Origin of the sequence: Acetobacter malorum (assembly GCF_001580615.1) — a bacterium.
Classification (GTDB): domain Bacteria; phylum Pseudomonadota; class Alphaproteobacteria; order Acetobacterales; family Acetobacteraceae; genus Acetobacter; species Acetobacter malorum.
In genome coordinates this window covers 214745-232671 of the sequence record NZ_LHZC01000055.1, presented here as the reverse complement: position 1 = coordinate 232671, position 17927 = coordinate 214745, and the positions used below count along the sequence as shown (strand labels likewise).

Genomic DNA, 17927 nt, shown 5'->3' with positions numbered 1-17927 from the left:
TGTCAGCTGTATCTGAAACAGCAGATAATTAATGTATTTTTATAACGTAATCATAAATCAAACAGATCTTTGATCTCATGGTGGTGATAGAGTTCTGTCACCTGCTGATGTTTGACGCGAAACTGACTACGGCGCTTTATAGACGGCCTTACTGTGTCGGCATGCTCCATTTTGACAGCGGGGTCATAATAGACGATGCCTGATGAAAGCGCCTTTAGAAACAAAAGAAAATCTGTTTCTTCACATAAGAGAATACGGGCACCATACGCATATTCTGGCGGAGGGTTGCGAAAAAGACTGGGGATATAGGCTGCCTGCGCATGTTTGCGATTCCAGTGCGCCATTATACCGCTAAAACTCCAGCTGGCAGCTATCCTATCGTTTCGGTCAAGAAGAACTATACCGCCCAGCAGGTCGGTAATTTTTGAACTCTCCTGATCATACCCTTCCAGAACCATTCGTAAGCCGGTCATGTTATGAGAAGGACGATGACAGGTATAAATTCCCCCGAAATTAATCCGGTTTGCCTTACCTGACTGATCTGCATAACCGTAGGTTCTGAGAAAAGCCTCAACCCCTTTTTCTTTATACATTCCACCATTTGGTTCTGGCGTCATAAGAGTGACAGGACTTTTGGCAGAAAATCTTTCAAAATCGGCAACACCATATTGCTTGACTTCCCACCCCATAAAATCGGGCTCAGAATAACCGTTGGGGGTGATCCCCAGTTCAGCCTCAAGCGTGTACCCGCCGCCATTTCTGGCGGAATACGGTATTTTTACACCATCGGCGCTCAGCTTCTGTGAACTGATCCAGTTTCGTAAATAAATCGCCTTTAAACGCTCAAGAAGAATATCTTTCGTGCTCTTTTCTGAAGTAATATCGTTGAAAGGAATTTCAGAGAAAACACCCGTCTCGTCCCAGGAGTGCGCCAGAAATTCCTGCGCCAAGGAGCTTTGGGGCGGCACAACAAGACCCAGAACGTCTCCGCTGTCGCAAATTCCAAAAAACAGAATACGGCCTTCCACAGCAGGGTACCCCATAAGATCAGAGGGGCTTTTGCTGCATCCTTTTAAAAAGCCAGACATGCGGACTTCAGGATATTTTGGATACAGGATCATACAGGCATCCGGCGCGTGATATCGCCCGGTTTCATCAATCCAGAAAAAGCTTACGGGCGCTTTAGCACGATCCCTCTTACTGCCCGCCCTGAAATCTGAGTCATTATAAATATCACCATGAGGAATGATATTAAGAGCTGAAAATCCACTTCCAAGATAAACCTGATTTTTAGAATTGTTATTTTTTGGAAGATATTTTGCATATAAACGAACGGCACCATGGTAGTGCATTAACTGTTGCAGCTGTGCCAGAGACTGTATCATCCGTCTGTTTTTCCCTGAACGGTAAGTGTCTGTTCATCAGAGTGTAACCATGATGACAGAGTCTGCACAATAACCGCAGGGACAAGCCTGGTTTTTCCTTTAAGAGCACATTCCCATACAACTGCTTTACGCCAGACAGCTTTTTGCAGTTGCTCTAGCGCTCTGGCGTCGTTTTCTACATTCCGGCCTATTTTTTGCTGCCAGAATTCAGGACGTGTGGCAGGCCATTTAAACAAATGGCAGGTATGATGGTGCCAGAAACAGCCATGCACAAAAATAACAGCATGAAAGCGAGGCAGAACCAGATCCGGCTTACCGGGGAGATCCCGCCGGTGAAGCCTGAACCGAAACCCTTCTGCATGCAGGGCTTTACGGATCACTAACTCCGGACGGGTATTCTTACCCTGTATAGCCGCCATATTTCGGCTGCGTGTTGCCTTATCGTGAACATCCATAGCGCTTTAGAAAAGGTCCGCCTGATAGGCCTTCTTCTTTCTGACAAACGGGGTAGAATTCTGATCCATAAGAGCTGCAATATGTGGCTGCATAATCCGTGCGACTTCTGCAAAAACAGGGACAGCAACGGAATTTCCAAACTGTTTATAGGCCTGCGTGTCAGACACCGGGATACGGAAATCATCCGGGTATCCCATCAGACGCGCACATTCGCGGGGGGTCAGCCTGCGTGGGTTTTTGTTTTTTCCACGTGATATAAGGATTTCAGATCCGTCTTTATAATATCGTGCTGACAAGGTGCGGGCGACATCCTCTCTCCCCACCAGCCCAAACCCAAACCCGTTCCCGGCAGCTTTATGTTTAGCGGCATAATTCTGCAGGTAGGTCCACAAATGATCTGTCAGCACATATTTCGGGTTAACCTGGGCCTGCCAGCCTTCCGTATAGGGCTCTTCGGGATCTTCTGAACCATCTTCGGGGTGCAGAATATTTTTCAGACGCACAGAGCTTTTTTCCGGGAGGTTCAGATCATCCCATGAAAACGGGACATCCTCCCTGAACCCGACGATGGCAATACGCTCCCGGTGTTGCGGGAGAAAATGCTGCGCATCAATAACACGGGACCAGACATGGTATCCGAGCTCTTCTGTAAGTGTTTTCAGAATAACCTCAAAAGTCCTTCCTTTATCGTGGCTTTTAAGATTTTTAACATTTTCCAGAAGAAAGGCTGCGGGTCTTTTATCTTTGAGAATACGGGCGACATCAAAAAACAGGGTTCCCTGCGCTTCACACGCGAAACCGTGGCTTCGACCCAGGGAGTTTTTCTTGGAAACACCAGCAATAGAAAACGGCTGGCAGGGGAAACCTGCCACCAGAACATCGTGGTCGGGGATTTCAGATGTTTCAACCTGCGTGATGTCACCCGCTACAGGTCTGTTATCCCTGTAATTCGCCATATACGTTTGCTGGGCGAATTTGTTCCATTCTGAGGTGAAGACACACTGGCCACCAATGGTCTCGAACCCCCTGCGCAGACCACCAATACCCGCAAACAGATCAATAAATGTGAAACGCTTTTGCGTGACACCTGAACCCTGCTTGCCTGCAAGGTTGCGCAACATGCCTACGGCTGCCGAACGTGGTTCGCTCTCGCCATTTTCCCAGCGATAAACCTGCCGCTTACTGTAGCCGAGGACATCAGCAAGCTCTTCAACGGTCAGGCCTGTCTGGCCACGCAGCATGGAAAATTCGTTCTCAGACATAACGCCTCTGGGTCATTTTGTGACGTTATGTCACTCACGCACCCAGAATTCAAGCATAATGGCCCACATATGTTCTCCCTCCGAAGAAACCCGTTTGCGAGGCGCGGCCTGAAGCAAAGGTGGAACACGGCGACCAGCTTATCCGGTCAGACAAAGACAGGCCTTTTTTCAGAAATTCGCGGTGACGGAGAAGCGGGCGGAGCGGGGTTCGAGGGGGTGGTAGGTGGAGCCGGTTTCTACGGGGGATGTGGGGGTCATGCGGTAGTCGTAGGCGTATTGGGAGGCGGAGGCGTGGGTGTTGGTCAGGTTGTAGATACTGGCCTGCACCTGGAGGTATTTTGTGATGTGGTAGCCGACATCCATGTTCACTTCCTTATAGCCGTGGGAGCGCATGGAGTTGTCTTCGATTAAGGGGTAGGAACCGAGCCAGCGGAACTGCACACCGCCGAAGAAGCCGCTGGGGTGGTCTGCCAGCAGGCCGAAGGAGCCGATGAAGTTGGGGGCGTTGGCCACATAGCGTCCCGGCAGGCCATAGAGGCCGGGATTGCCGGTGAAATAGCGGGCGTGGGTGGAGGCAATATCTGCATTAAGTTCCAGCCAGGGCAGCGGGTGATACTGGCCGGAGAGTTCAAACCCCTGCCTGCGGCTGGGTGCGCCGGCGTCGTTCACGCCTTCATCCGCGTCGTAGGTGAGTTCTGAACTGAAATCGATGCGAAAAAAGGCGGCCTGCAGGTTCAGTTTTGGGATGATGTTGGTACGGACACCCAGTTCTTCACTGGTGGCACGGGTCATGAACGGGGTGGCGATGGCTCCGTTGGCAATGCCATCTGTTGGCACGGTGCCCAGGACGGCGCGGATATCGTTAGAATGGTAGCCCTGCCCTGCACTGATATAAAATTCCGTTTTATACCACGGGCCAAAAATCAGGCTGCCTTTGGGTTGGAAAAGCCATTGATGCACTTTCCCATTGTAACCGGAAACGAGGCTGTGATCTGAGCCGCCATAATAATCACCACGCAGGCCGACAACAGTGCGCAGCCACGGCATCCAGTGGGTGATGTTCTGGCCGAACAGGCCGACATTGCCTTGTGAGACACTATCCGCATTACACACATACTGGCCGGTGGGCACGCTGCTGTCCGGGCAGTCGGGCAGCACGCGGCGCTGGCGGGTGTGGCGGCGGTCGATATAAATGTTGTCCCAGCGGCCCTGTACGCCAAAGGTGGTGTCTGTGGCGCGGTGCAGGAAGGTGTCGTGCCGCTGGTAGGCCGATGTGCCGCCAAAGGTGGTGCGGGTTTCGTCCTGCTGTTCCTGATCGCCATTAATCGGATCATTCAGGTAATGGCTGAAATTGTTCCAAAGCGTCAGGCGGCTATGCACGACGTAAAGCGATGTTTTAAGCTGCCAGTTATCATTATGCAAAATATGATGCGCGGACACGCTGAATCGTTCGGAATAGCCGCCATCACTTGGGTCCAGAGAGCCATAACGGCTGATGAGGCCTTTCTGGTAGGCTTCCAGAGGCTGGTCGGTCGTGTTGTTCCACATCCCCCGGTAATACAGGCCGGTCAGGTTGAATTTGGTGTGTTCTGTAGTGTGGGTGTAGCGCGCGGCGGATTTGATGCCCCGGAAGTTATCCGGGTGCGCCCACGGGCCGTTGAGATGATCGATTGAGAAAGCGCCAAGCAGCTTATCGCCATTTTTGAAGTGGGCCGTATCGCCAATAAAGGCATGCTGGTCCCCCAGCGTGCCGAGGCTGCCGGAGGCCTGCCCGCGCAGGTCATCCGTTAAGCGGATATGATCGGACCCGACGACGCCGAAATCCCCGACATCCGCGTAAAACGGGCCTTTGGTGTAGTCGATGCCCTGTGCGAGTTCGGGCATGAGAAAATTGACATCTGTATAGCCCTGCCCGTGGGCGTGGGTGGGTTCATTCACCGGGATATCATCCACAAAACTGGCAAGGTCTGTGCCGTGGTCCAGATTGAAGCCGCGCAGGAGATACTGGTTAGCCTTGCCCTCGCCCGAATGCGCGGTGACGACCAGACCGGGTACGGATTCCAGCAACTGCCCCACACGATAGACCGGGCGCAGGCGGAGTTCCTTGGCGGTAATGCTGCCCTGGCTGGCGGTTAACGCGCGGCCGATGGGGTCTGTATGTGAGGCGATGACCTGAAGATGTTCTTCCCCGTGGGCCTCGGTGGTTTTGTGGCCGACGAGTTTCTGACCGACTGAGGGAGAATGCCGACCGTGGGGTGCTGCAGTGGGGGCTGCCGTGGGCTTGGTGGGCGGCACGTCTGCTGGTGTGAGCGGTGCGGCCTGCGTGCCTGTGGATGTGATGAGGACAACAGGCGCGCACAGCAGTGCAACAACAAATGAACAGTGCCCACGCCTGATAAAGCGCGGGACCACGACGTGACCCATAACCGTTCCCCGATATCCGGGGCACCCCGCCCGGCTATCATAACTGAGCGACGAAGGCAGGTCTCCTGGCTCACGGGGGTCTGTCTGACGCGCCTTCCCAGCCGTTGTCCGGCCAGTGGCGTGATGCGTCAGCGCACCGTTTACAGTTGCGGGGGCAGCCGCTGCCTGAACCCCGGGCCTGTGTGCCCTGCCGGATCCTTCAGCGTTCCCTTTTCACTCGCTTGCGCGAGACCTTCGACACCGGCAGAGGTAAGGGATGGGCTTTGGGTGGGTCAAGGGTATGGGAGCCTTGATTTCAAAAAAACGTCACGTGCTGGCAGGCGCTGGCCGGTGTAGGAAGGGGGCGTGAAATCCTTCTGCTTGTGAGCAAAATGATGCCTCAGTCTCCCCGGCCCCGACCAGAAATTTCCTCGCCCTCCGTGCAGCGGGAGGCCGCGACGGAACGCTGGCTGACCACGCTGCGCCAGAAACTGAAAGCGGATGGCACGCAGCCCCGCGTGCAGTTTAGCCGCACGCCCGACCGCCTTCCCGACCGTGAGGGCGTGATACGGGACTTTGAATAACCGTTCACATTATGTGAGCGGAGGCAACGGCGCTTTGTCCTGAGCGTTTTAGGCGTGTGATGGCATCCGGGGTTCCGGGTGCAGCGTGCTTTTTGACGTGATGAGGACCCTGCCGTGATGACCCTGCCCCGCAAACCAATTTTGAGTATGGTGCTGGCTGCTGGCCTTCTGGCGGCAGGCGCACTGAGTGCTCCGGCACAGGCCCAGCGTAGCATGCTGTTTTCTGGCACACTGGCGGCGGAGCATGGCGCGTCCGCGCAGGCCCACGGAAACGTGGTGGCGCTCTATTACGCCGGAGCGCACGTGCTGCGCTACACCGTGACATGGGACGGGCTGAGTGGGCCGGTGACGATTGCGCATCTGCATGGCCCTGCCCTGCCCGGCAAGGATGGACCGCCGGAAGTAACCGTGCATGGCCCCTATAAAAGCCCGCTGAGTGGCAGTGTGATGCTGAGCACGGAGACAGAGCGGGATTTGATGGACGGGCGTATTTACCTGAACCTGCATACCCAGAAATATCCGAATGGCGAGGTGCGGGCGTGGTTGGGGAAGAGTGAGTAGTCCATAACGCGTGCCATCCTGAACGCCGTCTGGATGGCACGGCCTTAATGTGGGGGCAGCCTGCCTGTTTGCAGGACTGCCCCCTGTTGCGTCATGCAGACTGCGCGACTGTTTTCTCTTCAGCCTGATCTGCCAGACGGTAAGGACCGGCAGCGCAAACTTCCAGGCACAGCATGCTCATGGCTTTTTTGGCCAGAGCAGGCAGTGGCAAAGACGCATTGCCGTCCGTCCAGGCGTGAGACGTATCCGTCGCATACCAGCCGGCGGGTTTGTCCGCCTGCAGGTGCGTGGTGATGCTCTGCGTCTGGTCAGCCGTGATGAGCTGGACAGAGGCAATGGCAACACCCAGCATCCGGCGGTCATCTACAAACGGGCCGACCGTATCCGTCGGGCGGCTGGCGCGGGAGACAATGCGGACCGAGGTCACACCCGGCGGCAGCATGAAGCGATACTGCGCGGCCTTGTGATAAACCGGGCGCACGACAGCGCCGGTCTGAGTGACCAGATGTAGATCCGGGTCCATTGTCTGCTCAGACAGAGTCACAGGACCCTCCTGACCCGATGCCGCAGCGGCACGCGCCACGAGGCTATGGAACAGTGGTTCCACAAAGGCGCGCTCTATACACAGGGGCACGGCGGCATCTGTCGTCCAGTCCCGACGCCCTGCCCCCAGCCCTACAACAGAGCCAGCCTGACGGAAGGCGCTGCGGTTGCCGGTATCCAGATAGCTTTCTGTCAGCATGCCGTCGGCACGCAGAACAGAATGCTCTTCCGTTTCCACATGGTAGTAATCGTATGACGTGATGGACGTGTCATAGAAAATGGACACACCATTGACCAGCATACGGGCCGGAACGAAGCGACCGTAGAAGAACAGGCAATGTTCCGCGGTAATCAGCATATCCTTATACGGCACCCCCTGAGAGATGGCGTTTTCAAGAATGCGGACCGGATAGCCGGCTTCATCCTCGGCCAGATGCGGGCGCACCGTGGCGTGGGATTTGCCAGCCCAGACAACGCGGCGGGACTGCGGCAGGCCATCGACATAGGCAATGACCTCATCACCCAGACCAAGGGTTTCTACAGCAACCTCGCCATGCGGGGTCTGGATCATGCTGCCGGACAGGAAGCAGACTTCGTAATCCAGCCAGCCATTTTTGCCGTCTGAGACAGTGAAGCCGTGGCTCTCAACACCCGGAATATTCAGCGTGACCGTGCTGCCGTTTGTCAGCGCAAGGGCGACCTGATCCGCAGACGGATAGGTGACGGACGCGACATCCGCGGATTTCAGACCTGCCAGTTCAATACTATCAGAATTGCCTGCGGCCGAGCCGTTAAACCCGCTGATGACCGTGCTGACGGTGCCACCGGATGTCAGGCCGGAAATGACCAGACCGCCGTTGGTATCGCCCTGCAGGTCAACCACACCACCGGCATTGTTCCAGAGTGTGGCAGACCCGCCGTCCTGCAGTGTCAGCTGGCCGGAAAGGACGCCTCCGCTGTCTATGCTGACAATGCCTGTGCTGGCGACCGTGGTGTTGCCAAGTGTGCCAGCGGAGCCGACATAGGCTTCGCCACCGGCTGTAATGGTCGTGTTATCTGCCGCCCCGCCAGACGTAACATTCATGACGCCGCTGGTGTTAACGGTTGTGCCGGTTGCAGACCCCGCCAGTGACAGGCCACCGCGGCTGTTCACAACGGTGTTCACTGCAGAGCCACCGGCGGAAACTCTGAGATTTGCCCAGTCCTGAACCGTGACGGAAGACATTGTTCCGCCGCCCGAGACAATGACCCCCGGAACCGATTGTCCATTCGCGTTCAAAGAAGAACCCTGAACCGTGGCGGAATTCAGTGTGCCGCCTGCATCCACACTCACCTGGCCACTTGTGACTGTGTTGCTTGTTGCGATACCCCCACTGGCAATTTCAAGCTTGCCTGCCTGCGTGATGGTTGTGCTGACAGCAGACCCCGCAAGAGCAAAATAACCGTTGCTCCCGACAGTTGTGCCGCTTGCTTTACCACCGGCTGCAACAGCAAGATTGCCATAATTGTCCAGCTTAATGCCGGAAGCTGTGCCGCCAGATTGAACAAGCGTTATATCAGAAGCTCCCAGCATGGTGCTGTTTGACAGCAATGCTCCGGATTTAACCTCGATGGTTATCCCTGAATTTGGCTGGTTGTAGCCGCCATCGCTTACACCACTTTCCAGAATAAGCTTACCGCTCGTGAAATGACCGGTTACAAATTTCGGTAAGGTATAGGCATCCACAGTGCCCCCGCTGAGCGCGAGACTGGATGCTGTTGAACCGCTGGAGAGGATGACTGTGGCACCCGTATTAACGGTTGCGCCGAAGAGGCGACCGCCCCCGCTCACTTGCAGAGTGTTCCCGGACTGCAAAATTGCACTGGAAAGTGTTGCCCCGGAATCAACCAGGATTGTCGCATTCCCGGCTTTAGGCGTTTCAGCATGATCAACGGCACCGCTTTTTAATTCCAGCGTACCGCCTGAAGTCCCCCAGGTGAAGGCAAGTTTACCTGAAGTACTATTATAGGACGTAATAGAACCGCCGTTCAAAACAGTGGCGCCACTTACAGTCCCACCCTGAGAAATGACGATTGAGCCACCAGAAGCGATTGTAGCGTCAGCTTCCCAGTCACCACCGGATTGAACAATAACAGACGAGTAGACATGCCCCTTAAATGTATCGCCAGGAACAATGAGATTCGATCCGGTAATTTTGCCATCAACCCAAAGCTGACCGCTTGTAACATTACTCATATGATCACTCCTTTCGAAAATAATCAAAAATGAGAATATTTTTTTCTTAACCGAATAAAATCGAAAAATAGTTATCGCATTTCAACTTTTTGTTGTTTTTCCTCTATCAATTAGAAAAAACGGCCATTAACTGCCGTTCTGGAATTCAGGAAAATAGTCAAAAAATCAGCATGTCTGCTCATCAAACTATGCAATTTTGATTCCTGAATGCTCTGAATGTTTCCACGCGACAGAAAGATTCGGGTTATTTGGAAGTATATTTTTATAATAACGTGAATATATCATGATTTTTATTTAATATTTATATTTGATTTCTTGAGTGGGTTTATTGAGGTTTTTTATGAAACCCCCATATATTTTCGAAAATTTTCTGGGTCATTCTTTCGTATAGGAAGACCATATAGGTCTACACCAATATATTTAAAAACCTTATTTCTATACGTGGCTTTTACAAGACAAAAAAAAGGGGTGATCCTGCCATTTGGCAGAACCACCCCCTCTTACTTTACTGGTCAGACTGCTGAGCGTGTTCAGGCAGAACGGGCTGCTGTTTCCGTTTCTGTCTGATTGGCCAACAGGTATGGGCCAGCGGCACATACGTCCAGAGACAGCATGCTCATAGCATTTCGTGCCAGAGCAGGCAGCGGGAGAAGTGCGTTCCCGTTTGTCCAGACAGGGCCTGCACTGCCAGCTTCCACATCATACCAGCCGGAAGGCTTTTCCGTCTGCAGGTGCGCGGTAATGTGGCTGCTCATCACAGCTGTCATCAGCTGAATGTCAGCAATGGCGACACCCAGCGCCCGTCGATCATCCACATACGGACCAACGACGTCACTCGGACGGCTGGCGCGAGAGACGATGCGCACAGACGCAACACCCGGCGGCAGCATGAAGCGATACTGTCCATCCTTACGAGACAAGGGACGGACAATGGCCCCGCTCTGCGTCACCAGATGCAGATCCGGATCCTGCGTGAGGGCAGCAGTGTTTACCGAAGCCTGATTGCCGGAAACTTCGTCCGCACGGGCGGCCAAAGCGTGGAACAGCGGTTCAACGAAGGCACGCTCGACGCACAGCGGCACAGCAGCATCTTCCGCCCAGTCCCGACGGCCTGCACCCAGAGACACCACAGCGCTATCCTGACGGAAGGTGCGACGGTTGCCCGTGTCGAGATAGCTTTCCGTCAGCATGCCGTCTGCACACAGAACGGAATGCTGCTCTGTTTCCACGTGATAGTAATCGTAAGACGTGATGGACGTGTCATAGAAGATGGAAGACCCGTTCACCAGCATGCGGGCCGGAACGAAACGACCGTTAAAGAACAGGCAATGTTCCGGGGTAATCAGCATGTCCTTGTGCGGCACGCCTGCAGAAACGGCATCCTTCAGGATACGAACAGGGTAGCCTGCTTCGGTAAGTTCCAGATGCGGACGCACCGTGGCGTGGGACTTGCCAGCCCAGACAACGCGGCGGGACTGCGGCAGGCCATCCACGTAGGCGAGAACCTCATCACCCAGACGGAGCGTTTCAACCGCGACTTCACCGTTCGGGGTCTGAATCATGCTACCGGACAGGAAGCAGACTTCAAAATCCAGCCAGCCGTCCGTGCCGTCTGACAGGCTGAAGCCTTTGCTCTCAACACCCGGAATGTTCAGGGTGACGACACCGCCATTTTTAAGCGTCAGCGCGACCTGATCCGCAGACGGATAGGTAACGGAAGAAACATCCGCAGACTTCACGCCAGACAGTTCAATGCTGTCAGAATTGCCAGCTGCCGTGCCGCTGAACCCACTGATGACCGTGCTGACCGTGCCGCCAGATGTCAGGCCGGAAATGACCAGACCACCGTTGGTATCGCCCGGCAGAGCAATAACGCCGCCTGCGTTCGGGCCGATGACAGCCGAGCCACCATCCTGCACTGTCACGGTGCCGGAAATCACGCCGCCATTGGCGACAGTGACGTCACCCCCAGAAGAGACAACAGCGTTGCTCAGTGTCGCCCCGCTCGTCACGTTCATGGTGACAGCGGCGGGCACGGTCCATGTGCGGTTTTCGCTATAACCGCTTGCGAGGTTTACTATGCCGCCATTGGACGTAAAGGTTGTGTTGTTTGTGACGAAGGCCGTCTTGTTGCCATCACCGCCGCCAGAAAGGTTCAGTGTGCCGCCATCAACGACCATGTTCCAGGTGGACCCACCGGACGCGACATTGACGACACCGCCGCTGCCAGCAGTTGTGTAATAGGTCTGGCCGCCAGACTGGATATTAATTACGCCGCCATTGTCAGCAATTGTTCCAGATGCCAGGCCGCCGGACTGGACCTGCAATGCTGCACCGGAGGCCAGATCCCCACCGCTTACGGTGCCACCTGAACGGGCAACTGTGGTCCCTTGGGCAATGGCGCCGGAAGAAAAGACGACCGTGCCGACGGACCCTGCGTTGCCAGCGATGACATCTTTTGCCGTGCCGCCGCTCAGAATAGTGGTAACGCCACCACCGACAGCTGCCCCGCGTGAAATAAGGCCGCCATTTGAGACAACAATGGAACCACTGTTGCTCCAGTTTCCTACGCCATTATCCGCTGTCTGGATTAAAGTGCCGCCGTCACCCACAACGACTTTACCGTTGGGCTGAACTGTCTGACGAGACGCCACACCTCCGGAAAGAACGGTTTCTGTGGAACCGCCATTAACCGTTGTATCGGCGGCAGAGCCGTAAACAGTCAGGCTACCACCGCTGGACAGCACGTTAGAGGTTACGCTGCCGCCGGACGAGACAATCAGTTTGTTACTATTGCCAATGGTGCTGCTTGACAGCGAAGCACCGGATTTGACCTGAATGGTTACGTCTGAACCCAGCTTATTATAACCGCCATCGTTCACACCGCTTTCCAGGATATACGTGCCGCTTGAGACGCCCCCGGCTACAAACTGGACCGGGGCATAGGCATCAACCGTTCCCCCCTTCAGCGAGAAGCCAGACGCAACTGCGCCCTTAGCAACAGTTACTGTCGCACCGGTGTTTACGGTAGCCACATTGACCGTGCCGCCACCACTGATCTGCAGAGTATTGCCAGACTGCAGGGTCGCACTTGACAATGTTGCGCCGGAATCAACCAGAATGACAGCACTGCCTGCAACGGGATCTTCCCGATAATCGACGGCCCCATTGAGCAACTCGAGCGTGCCGCCTGATGAGCCCCAGCTGTAACGCAGATTGCCCTGCACATTGCTATAGGAACTGATCGTTCCGCCATTCAGCACGATCTCGCCAGAATTTTCGACGCTGCCAAGAATCCCGTGATTATAAACGGTGACACTTCCTCCGGAAGCAATTGTATGCGGACCGGCCCATGTCCCATCCGATTGAATAATAACTGATGAATACACACTTCCATTATATTTGTTGCCGGGGATTGTGCCTTGCCCGCTTGTATAGTCATCAACCCAGAGTACGCCGTTTGTAACTTTGGTCATATTATTTTTTCCTGTTGAGCCTGAAATCAAGCCGATAGTATTTTTTTTACTAACTAAGAAAATCGAATAATGGTTGTTATGCGTAAACCGTTTAGTTTATCGAATTTTAAAATAGGGAAAAATGGCGGTTTAGTAAGGGTTTTTAATTTTGAAGCCGTATCAAAACGTGTGGATCTGGCCGAAAAAAAACCAGACGACCACGGGAGTGCCAGCAAGAACAAACACACCAATGCGCCTTCTTACTTTTAGCTAATATAGTTAACAAAATATTAAGGGCCATAAACCACCTTGTTATCCTAATAAAAATTTAATAGTTGATTCCTGTCTCTGTAATGTCCTGTTTTTTATTTTATGAGATAAGCAGCCGAATCAGAGGTTAGGTGAGGAAGAAGATTTTTTCTGACAAGCACTCACAACCTTAAGACACTCTTGAGCCTTGAGGAGAATGTGAGGTGGCGAAGTTTCCTGATCTGCGCACGCATATGAAGTTGCGGTATTTTCGGCTGGTTGAAACGCTTGCCTGCGCAAAAAGCATTCGGCTGGCAGCAGAACGCCTGAATATTACCCCTGCCGCAGTTTCTAAATCCTGCCGTGAACTGGAAGGTATTCTGGGAGTTCAGCTTTTTGCGCGTACAGCATCTGGGTTTTTGCCGACCCCTCTATGCGAGCGTTTTCTGATTTCAGGCAGGCGGATTGACGCCGAACTGAAAAACCTCATGGCTGATTTTACGCTTTTGGAAGAAAGTTTTCATGACAGCGTAAAAATCGGATTCCAGACACCTATGTTGCAGGAAACCATTGCGCGCAGTGTTGCTAAATTAAAAAAAGAACATCCGAATATGAATCTGACATTCGAATATGCAGCACGGCAGCACCTTCTGGCCGGCCTGCAAGAGAATTTGTACGATTTTATTTTTATTAATCTTTCTGACATTACAAACCACCCACGCCTGAAAACGAAAAAACTGGCGAGTGAGCAATATGTTGTTGCGAGCATGAGCTCTATCCACTCCGTGCCGGATGTTCTGGAACGGTGGGAGGAGTTTGTATCAGCCACATGGGTTATCCCTGTACCTGGCATGGCAATGCGAGACAGATTTGATTCCATTCTGGCGGCCAGAGGGTTACGCCTGCCACCACGACGCATTGAAATTAACTCTCCACTCGGCGCGCAAAAACTTGTTGATATTTCTGACGCCTTCACACTTTTGCCGTTTAGCATGCTCAAATCTCTGGGGCGCGAGGTGGTCGACCCCGACACACATTTGCGGTTTCTTCCTGAATTACAGCTTGAAAGTGGGATGGTTTGGCTGCGCGATACACATCTTAGCCCGGCAGCACAGTATGCCAGCGACTATATTTCGGCAAAGATTTTAAGAATTTTCTCGAAATAATATTCTTATTGCAAAGCCATTTTAGAAGGGGAGCACATGAAGCGCTCCCCCTCTAATTCTATCCCAATTCTTCCGAACCGACACAGCCGAAAGAATGATCGTCTCTTCAGGCTGAATTTTTTACACTTTCCCGTTTTGTCGAATTATCCAAAAAATAAGAGTTATTTTCAAGAATCGTTATGGATAAAAGACTGACTTTATCAGACTCCAGACGGTCGGCTACGGGCAGCAATGCAGCCCCATTTGTCCAGATACGATCACTCCCGTCTGTTAGATACCACCCTTCTGGTTTTTCTACCTGCAGATGAGACATAAGGGCATGCTGAGATCTGGCAGACAACAGACAGAGATCTGTTACGGCAACGCCCAGGTAACGACGATCATCCACAAATGGGCCGATTACGTCCGACGGTCTGCTCACACGAGACATGATGCGCACCGACTTTGTACGAGACGGCAGCATAAAACTGTATTGCCCGCCCATGCGACGAATAGGGCGAATAACTGCTCCTGATTCTGTGATCAGGTGCAGATCCGGATCATTAGTCATGTCTTGGGTTTTTGTTTTTTTCTGTGTGGTTTTAACCTCACTTTTCCGCTCATCCAGAGCATGGAACAAAGGCTCTGCAAAAGAGCGATCGACACCCAACGGAGCAGCAGCATCCTCTACCCAATTTTTGATTGCACCACGTAAACCAACAATTTTTCCATTCTGCCGGAAAGAACGGCGGTTCCCTGTATCCAGATAGCTTTCTGTCAGCATACCATCGGCTGTAATCACCGAATGATGCTCTGTTTCCACATGATAGTAGTCATAAGACATGATCGATTTATCATAGAAAATGGAGACACCATTTACCAGCATACGCACCGGGACGAACCTGTTTTCAAAAAACAGGCAATGCTCTGCTGTAATCAGCATATCTTTATAAGGCACACCCTCCGCAACGGCATTTTTAAGAACGCTTACAGGATAGCCAGCTTCATCATCCGGCAGATCAGGGCGGACAGTCATATGGGCCTTCCCGACCCAGACAACGGGGCTTACAATATCCTTGTTGCTTTTCCAATCAAACGTGATGACCTCGTCACCAATCTGGATGCTTTCTACCGCTTGGTCACCCTCGGGAGTACGAATCATTGATCCTGCCAAAAAGCAGACCCCAATATAGGTATTCTGCCCATCATACGTAATTTTAAGCGGGTTATCCCCTTGGTCTACGTAGAAGAGCCCTTCAGGAAGGGTGACACCATCCGCTAAATTGGCCGTATAGGAGCCAACCGTATATCCATTCTCATCCTTGAGCGTTACGGTGACTGAACCGTCCTTATTATAGAAAATTGTATAACGATCTATAACCGTTGTCTGATTTTCGAACTCGATCGTATCATAAGCGGGATTGTAATTGTTAATGGAGGTTTTGCCGCTCAGATCGATCGTGCTGGAACCCCCGTTAACAACCAGAGTTCCGCCACCGTCCGTAAAATTGATCGTTGTTCCCGACAGGAAGCTCAGAAAGGTATTTCCGGTATTAAATTTCCCGCCATAGCCGATATTGACGGTGTTACTGCTAAACCCGCTTCCCAGCGCACCACCGGTTAATGTTGCATCCCCGCCGAAAACATTAATTGTTGAGCTTGTGAGCGCACTGCCGCCAACATTGATGGAGGTGTTGCCGCCTATATAATAGGTCGTGCCTGTGAGAAATGTTCCGGCAAAATCTATCTTACTCGTTGTTCCGGGACGTGTAACATAAGTCCCCCCTCCCAAAAGGGAAAAGACTGTTTTGTCTTCTACCACAACGCTATCATGGGGGAGATTCTTATTGAAAATGACGCTCCCATTACTGTCGGTTATGGTGACGTTCGTTTGGAGGTCCAGAAAACCTGCTTTTGTGTCGATATCGTAAGTTATACCATTCACTGTGTCGTGATATTGTGTCATTTCCTAACTCCTGATTTAAGCAAAGGAGTTCGTGAAATCAAATATGTACATTTTTTACATTTTTGTTGCGCTGATATCTTTGGTGTTATAGTAATCGCCTCGACAGTCAACTGAAACGAGTCCATCCATTTGTCCTTGCTTAAATCAGGAGTTTCACAGAAAATTCCTGCATATTTTTATGTGTTTTACAGACAATGAATTCTCAAAAATCAGGTTATAAAGTCGGTTATGCGCGTGTAAGCACGGTAGACCAGACTTTGGATATTCAGATAAAAAAGCTCAAAGAATACGGATGCCGCCGCATTTATTGTGAAAAAGCAAGCGGTGCCGATACTGACCGAAAAGAGTTAAGAAAATTGCTGGCCAACCTGAAAGAAGGCCAGATGGTGGTGGTCGCGCGCCTGGACAGACTGGCCCGTAGCACATTTGATCTTTTTTCTATTGTGAAGACGATTACTGACCAAAAGGCCACGTTTTATTCTCTGGGTGAACCCTGGACCAATACTAACACCAGCACAGGGCGACTTATGCTGGCCGTTTTAGGAGGGTTAGCTGATGTGGAGCGTGATTTGATCCGCACACGCACGGCTGAAGGTCGAGCCCGGGCTATAGAGCAAGGGAAACGGATGGGCCGACCACGCCGGATTACTGATGATCAACGGCAAAGCATTATCAACAGGCGAAAAATAGGGGAATCCCTGCAATCCATTGCGGAAAGCTTTGGCATTGATAACAGCACCGTCTCCCGTATTGCGCGCGCTCAGGGTAGCTATCAGCCAGATATTGCCAAGATCAAAAAAAGAGGGCGGCACCCTCCGTGCTAACGCCCCTACATCTGAATACCGATTTTGGGGGCAAGCCAGACCATGCCCATGTAGAGCAGGATGGTGACGCCGCAGCCGGTGCATAATGCCAGCCAGAAGGGCACGCCGTGCCGCATGATCCATGGGATGAGCAGGAACATAGGCAGGGAGGGTAGTACGTACCAGAACGTGGCCCCGACATGCGCTTCCATGCGGGCGGGGTCTTTGGTTTCCAGCCAGAGCCAGATCATCCCAAAGACGGAAATAAGGGGGAGAGACGCGACCAGCGCGCCAAGGCCGGGGTAGCGGCGGGCGAGCGTGGAGACCAGAGCAATGGTCAGGCCGGAGAGAAGGGCTTTGAGCCAGAAAAACATCGTTCTTTCCGGTGCAGAACCCCTCCGCCTGCAAAAAAGCTGGCGGAGGGGCTGGCAGTTTTTAGAGGCGGGTGTCGCCCTGCTGGGGCTGAACAGGCTGACCCTGCGGTGCCTGGCCGGGCTGTACTCCGTTCTGCGGGGCGGCGTCCGGCGTCATTTTGCCGGGCTGGGTGGAATGTTCCACGTCATACGCTGTGGCCTTCTGGGCGTAGGTGCCTTTTGCGCCGGGATGCTCCTGATCATACAGAGCAGCCTTCTGCTTGGCTTCCTTACGATAGACGTGGCGGCGATACATGCCGGTGATGCAACCGCCCACGGCACCCAGAACGCCATGATTGGCGACATGGCCGCCTACAGCGCCCACAGCCCCGTATTTCAGGCAGCCGCCCGGTTCTGCTTGTGCGGCGGTAACTGTTGTGCCAGCCAGAGCGGCAAGAACGCTCAGAGTGATCAATCGACGCATCTCTATATTCCTTTCTTCTGCCAGATAATGAGGCAGATCTGC

General features: G+C 52.9%; 14 protein-coding genes and 1 riboswitch. Of the genes, 5 read left to right on the top strand and 9 right to left on the bottom strand.

What is annotated here, in order from left to right; genetic code table 11:
• Positions 1-50 precede the first annotated feature (50 nt).
• The 4 genes from AD930_RS13850 to AD930_RS13835 form a co-directional block, all read right to left on the bottom strand.
• Entirely contained in the window at positions 51-1385 is a 1335-nt protein-coding gene (locus AD930_RS13850; RefSeq protein WP_061506689.1) for an MvaI/BcnI family restriction endonuclease, read from the bottom strand.
• The gene (locus AD930_RS13845; RefSeq protein ID WP_061506688.1) at positions 1382-1840 is read right to left on the bottom strand and encodes a very short patch repair endonuclease; all 459 of its coding nucleotides are present in this window, start codon (positions 1838-1840) and stop codon (positions 1382-1384) included. The genes AD930_RS13850 and AD930_RS13845 overlap by 4 nt, the downstream gene beginning before the upstream one ends.
• 6 nt (positions 1841-1846) lie before the next feature.
• A complete protein-coding gene (gene dcm, locus AD930_RS13840; protein ID WP_061506687.1) occupies positions 1847-3103 on the bottom strand; it encodes a DNA (cytosine-5-)-methyltransferase in 1257 nt (418 codons plus the stop codon).
• 168 nt (positions 3104-3271) lie between these two features.
• Positions 3272-5527, bottom strand: coding sequence for a TonB-dependent receptor (locus AD930_RS13835; protein WP_061506686.1), 2256 nt, complete (start codon positions 5525-5527; stop codon positions 3272-3274).
• Positions 5528-5565: 38 nt separating this feature from the next.
• Positions 5566-5778, bottom strand: a riboswitch (cobalamin riboswitch).
• Positions 5779-5898: 120 nt separating this feature from the next.
• Here AD930_RS13835 and AD930_RS13830 point away from each other — a divergent pair.
• On the top strand, positions 5899-6090 hold the full coding sequence (locus AD930_RS13830; protein WP_061506685.1) for a hypothetical protein: 192 nt from the start codon (positions 5899-5901) through the stop codon (positions 6088-6090).
• A 117-nt stretch (positions 6091-6207) separates the two neighbouring features.
• Positions 6208-6651, top strand: coding sequence for a CHRD domain-containing protein (locus tag AD930_RS13825; protein ID WP_043551671.1), 444 nt, complete (start codon positions 6208-6210; stop codon positions 6649-6651).
• A 91-nt stretch (positions 6652-6742) separates the two neighbouring features.
• Here the strand turns inward: AD930_RS13825 and AD930_RS13820 are convergent, their stop codons facing one another.
• Entirely contained in the window at positions 6743-9430 is a 2688-nt protein-coding gene (locus AD930_RS13820) for a Hint domain-containing protein (protein WP_082781899.1), read from the bottom strand.
• Between the two features lie 530 nt (positions 9431-9960).
• The gene (locus AD930_RS13815; protein ID WP_061506684.1) at positions 9961-12906 is read right to left on the bottom strand and encodes a Hint domain-containing protein; all 2946 of its coding nucleotides are present in this window, start codon (positions 12904-12906) and stop codon (positions 9961-9963) included.
• 69 nt (positions 12907-12975) lie between these two features.
• On the opposite strand from AD930_RS13815, the gene AD930_RS17960 reads away from it, so the two are divergent.
• Positions 12976-13155 carry a hypothetical protein gene (locus AD930_RS17960; RefSeq protein WP_156477106.1) on the top strand — a complete coding sequence of 60 codons (180 nt, stop codon included), beginning with the start codon at positions 12976-12978 and terminating at the stop codon, positions 13153-13155.
• 203 nt (positions 13156-13358) lie between these two features.
• A complete protein-coding gene (locus AD930_RS13810) occupies positions 13359-14300 on the top strand; it encodes a LysR family transcriptional regulator (RefSeq protein ID WP_244150596.1) in 942 nt (313 codons plus the stop codon).
• Positions 14301-14406: 106 nt separating this feature from the next.
• Here the strand turns inward: AD930_RS13810 and AD930_RS13805 are convergent, their stop codons facing one another.
• Entirely contained in the window at positions 14407-16245 is a 1839-nt protein-coding gene (locus AD930_RS13805; RefSeq protein WP_061506683.1) for a Hint domain-containing protein, read from the bottom strand.
• A gap of 194 nt (positions 16246-16439) precedes the next feature.
• Between AD930_RS13805 and AD930_RS13800 the strand changes: the two genes are divergently transcribed.
• Positions 16440-17069 carry a recombinase family protein gene (locus tag AD930_RS13800; RefSeq protein WP_061506682.1) on the top strand — a complete coding sequence of 210 codons (630 nt, stop codon included), beginning with the start codon at positions 16440-16442 and terminating at the stop codon, positions 17067-17069.
• Positions 17070-17074: 5 nt separating this feature from the next.
• On the opposite strand, the gene AD930_RS13795 is transcribed toward AD930_RS13800, so the two are convergent.
• Together AD930_RS13795 and AD930_RS13790 are read right to left on the bottom strand one after the other, a co-directional pair.
• Positions 17075-17422: a DUF3147 family protein gene (locus AD930_RS13795; protein ID WP_061506681.1), complete on the bottom strand. Its 348-nt coding sequence runs from the start codon at positions 17420-17422 to the stop codon at positions 17075-17077.
• 61 nt (positions 17423-17483) lie between these two features.
• On the bottom strand, positions 17484-17885 hold the full coding sequence (locus AD930_RS13790; protein WP_061506680.1) for a hypothetical protein: 402 nt from the start codon (positions 17883-17885) through the stop codon (positions 17484-17486).
• Positions 17886-17927 lie beyond the last annotated feature (42 nt).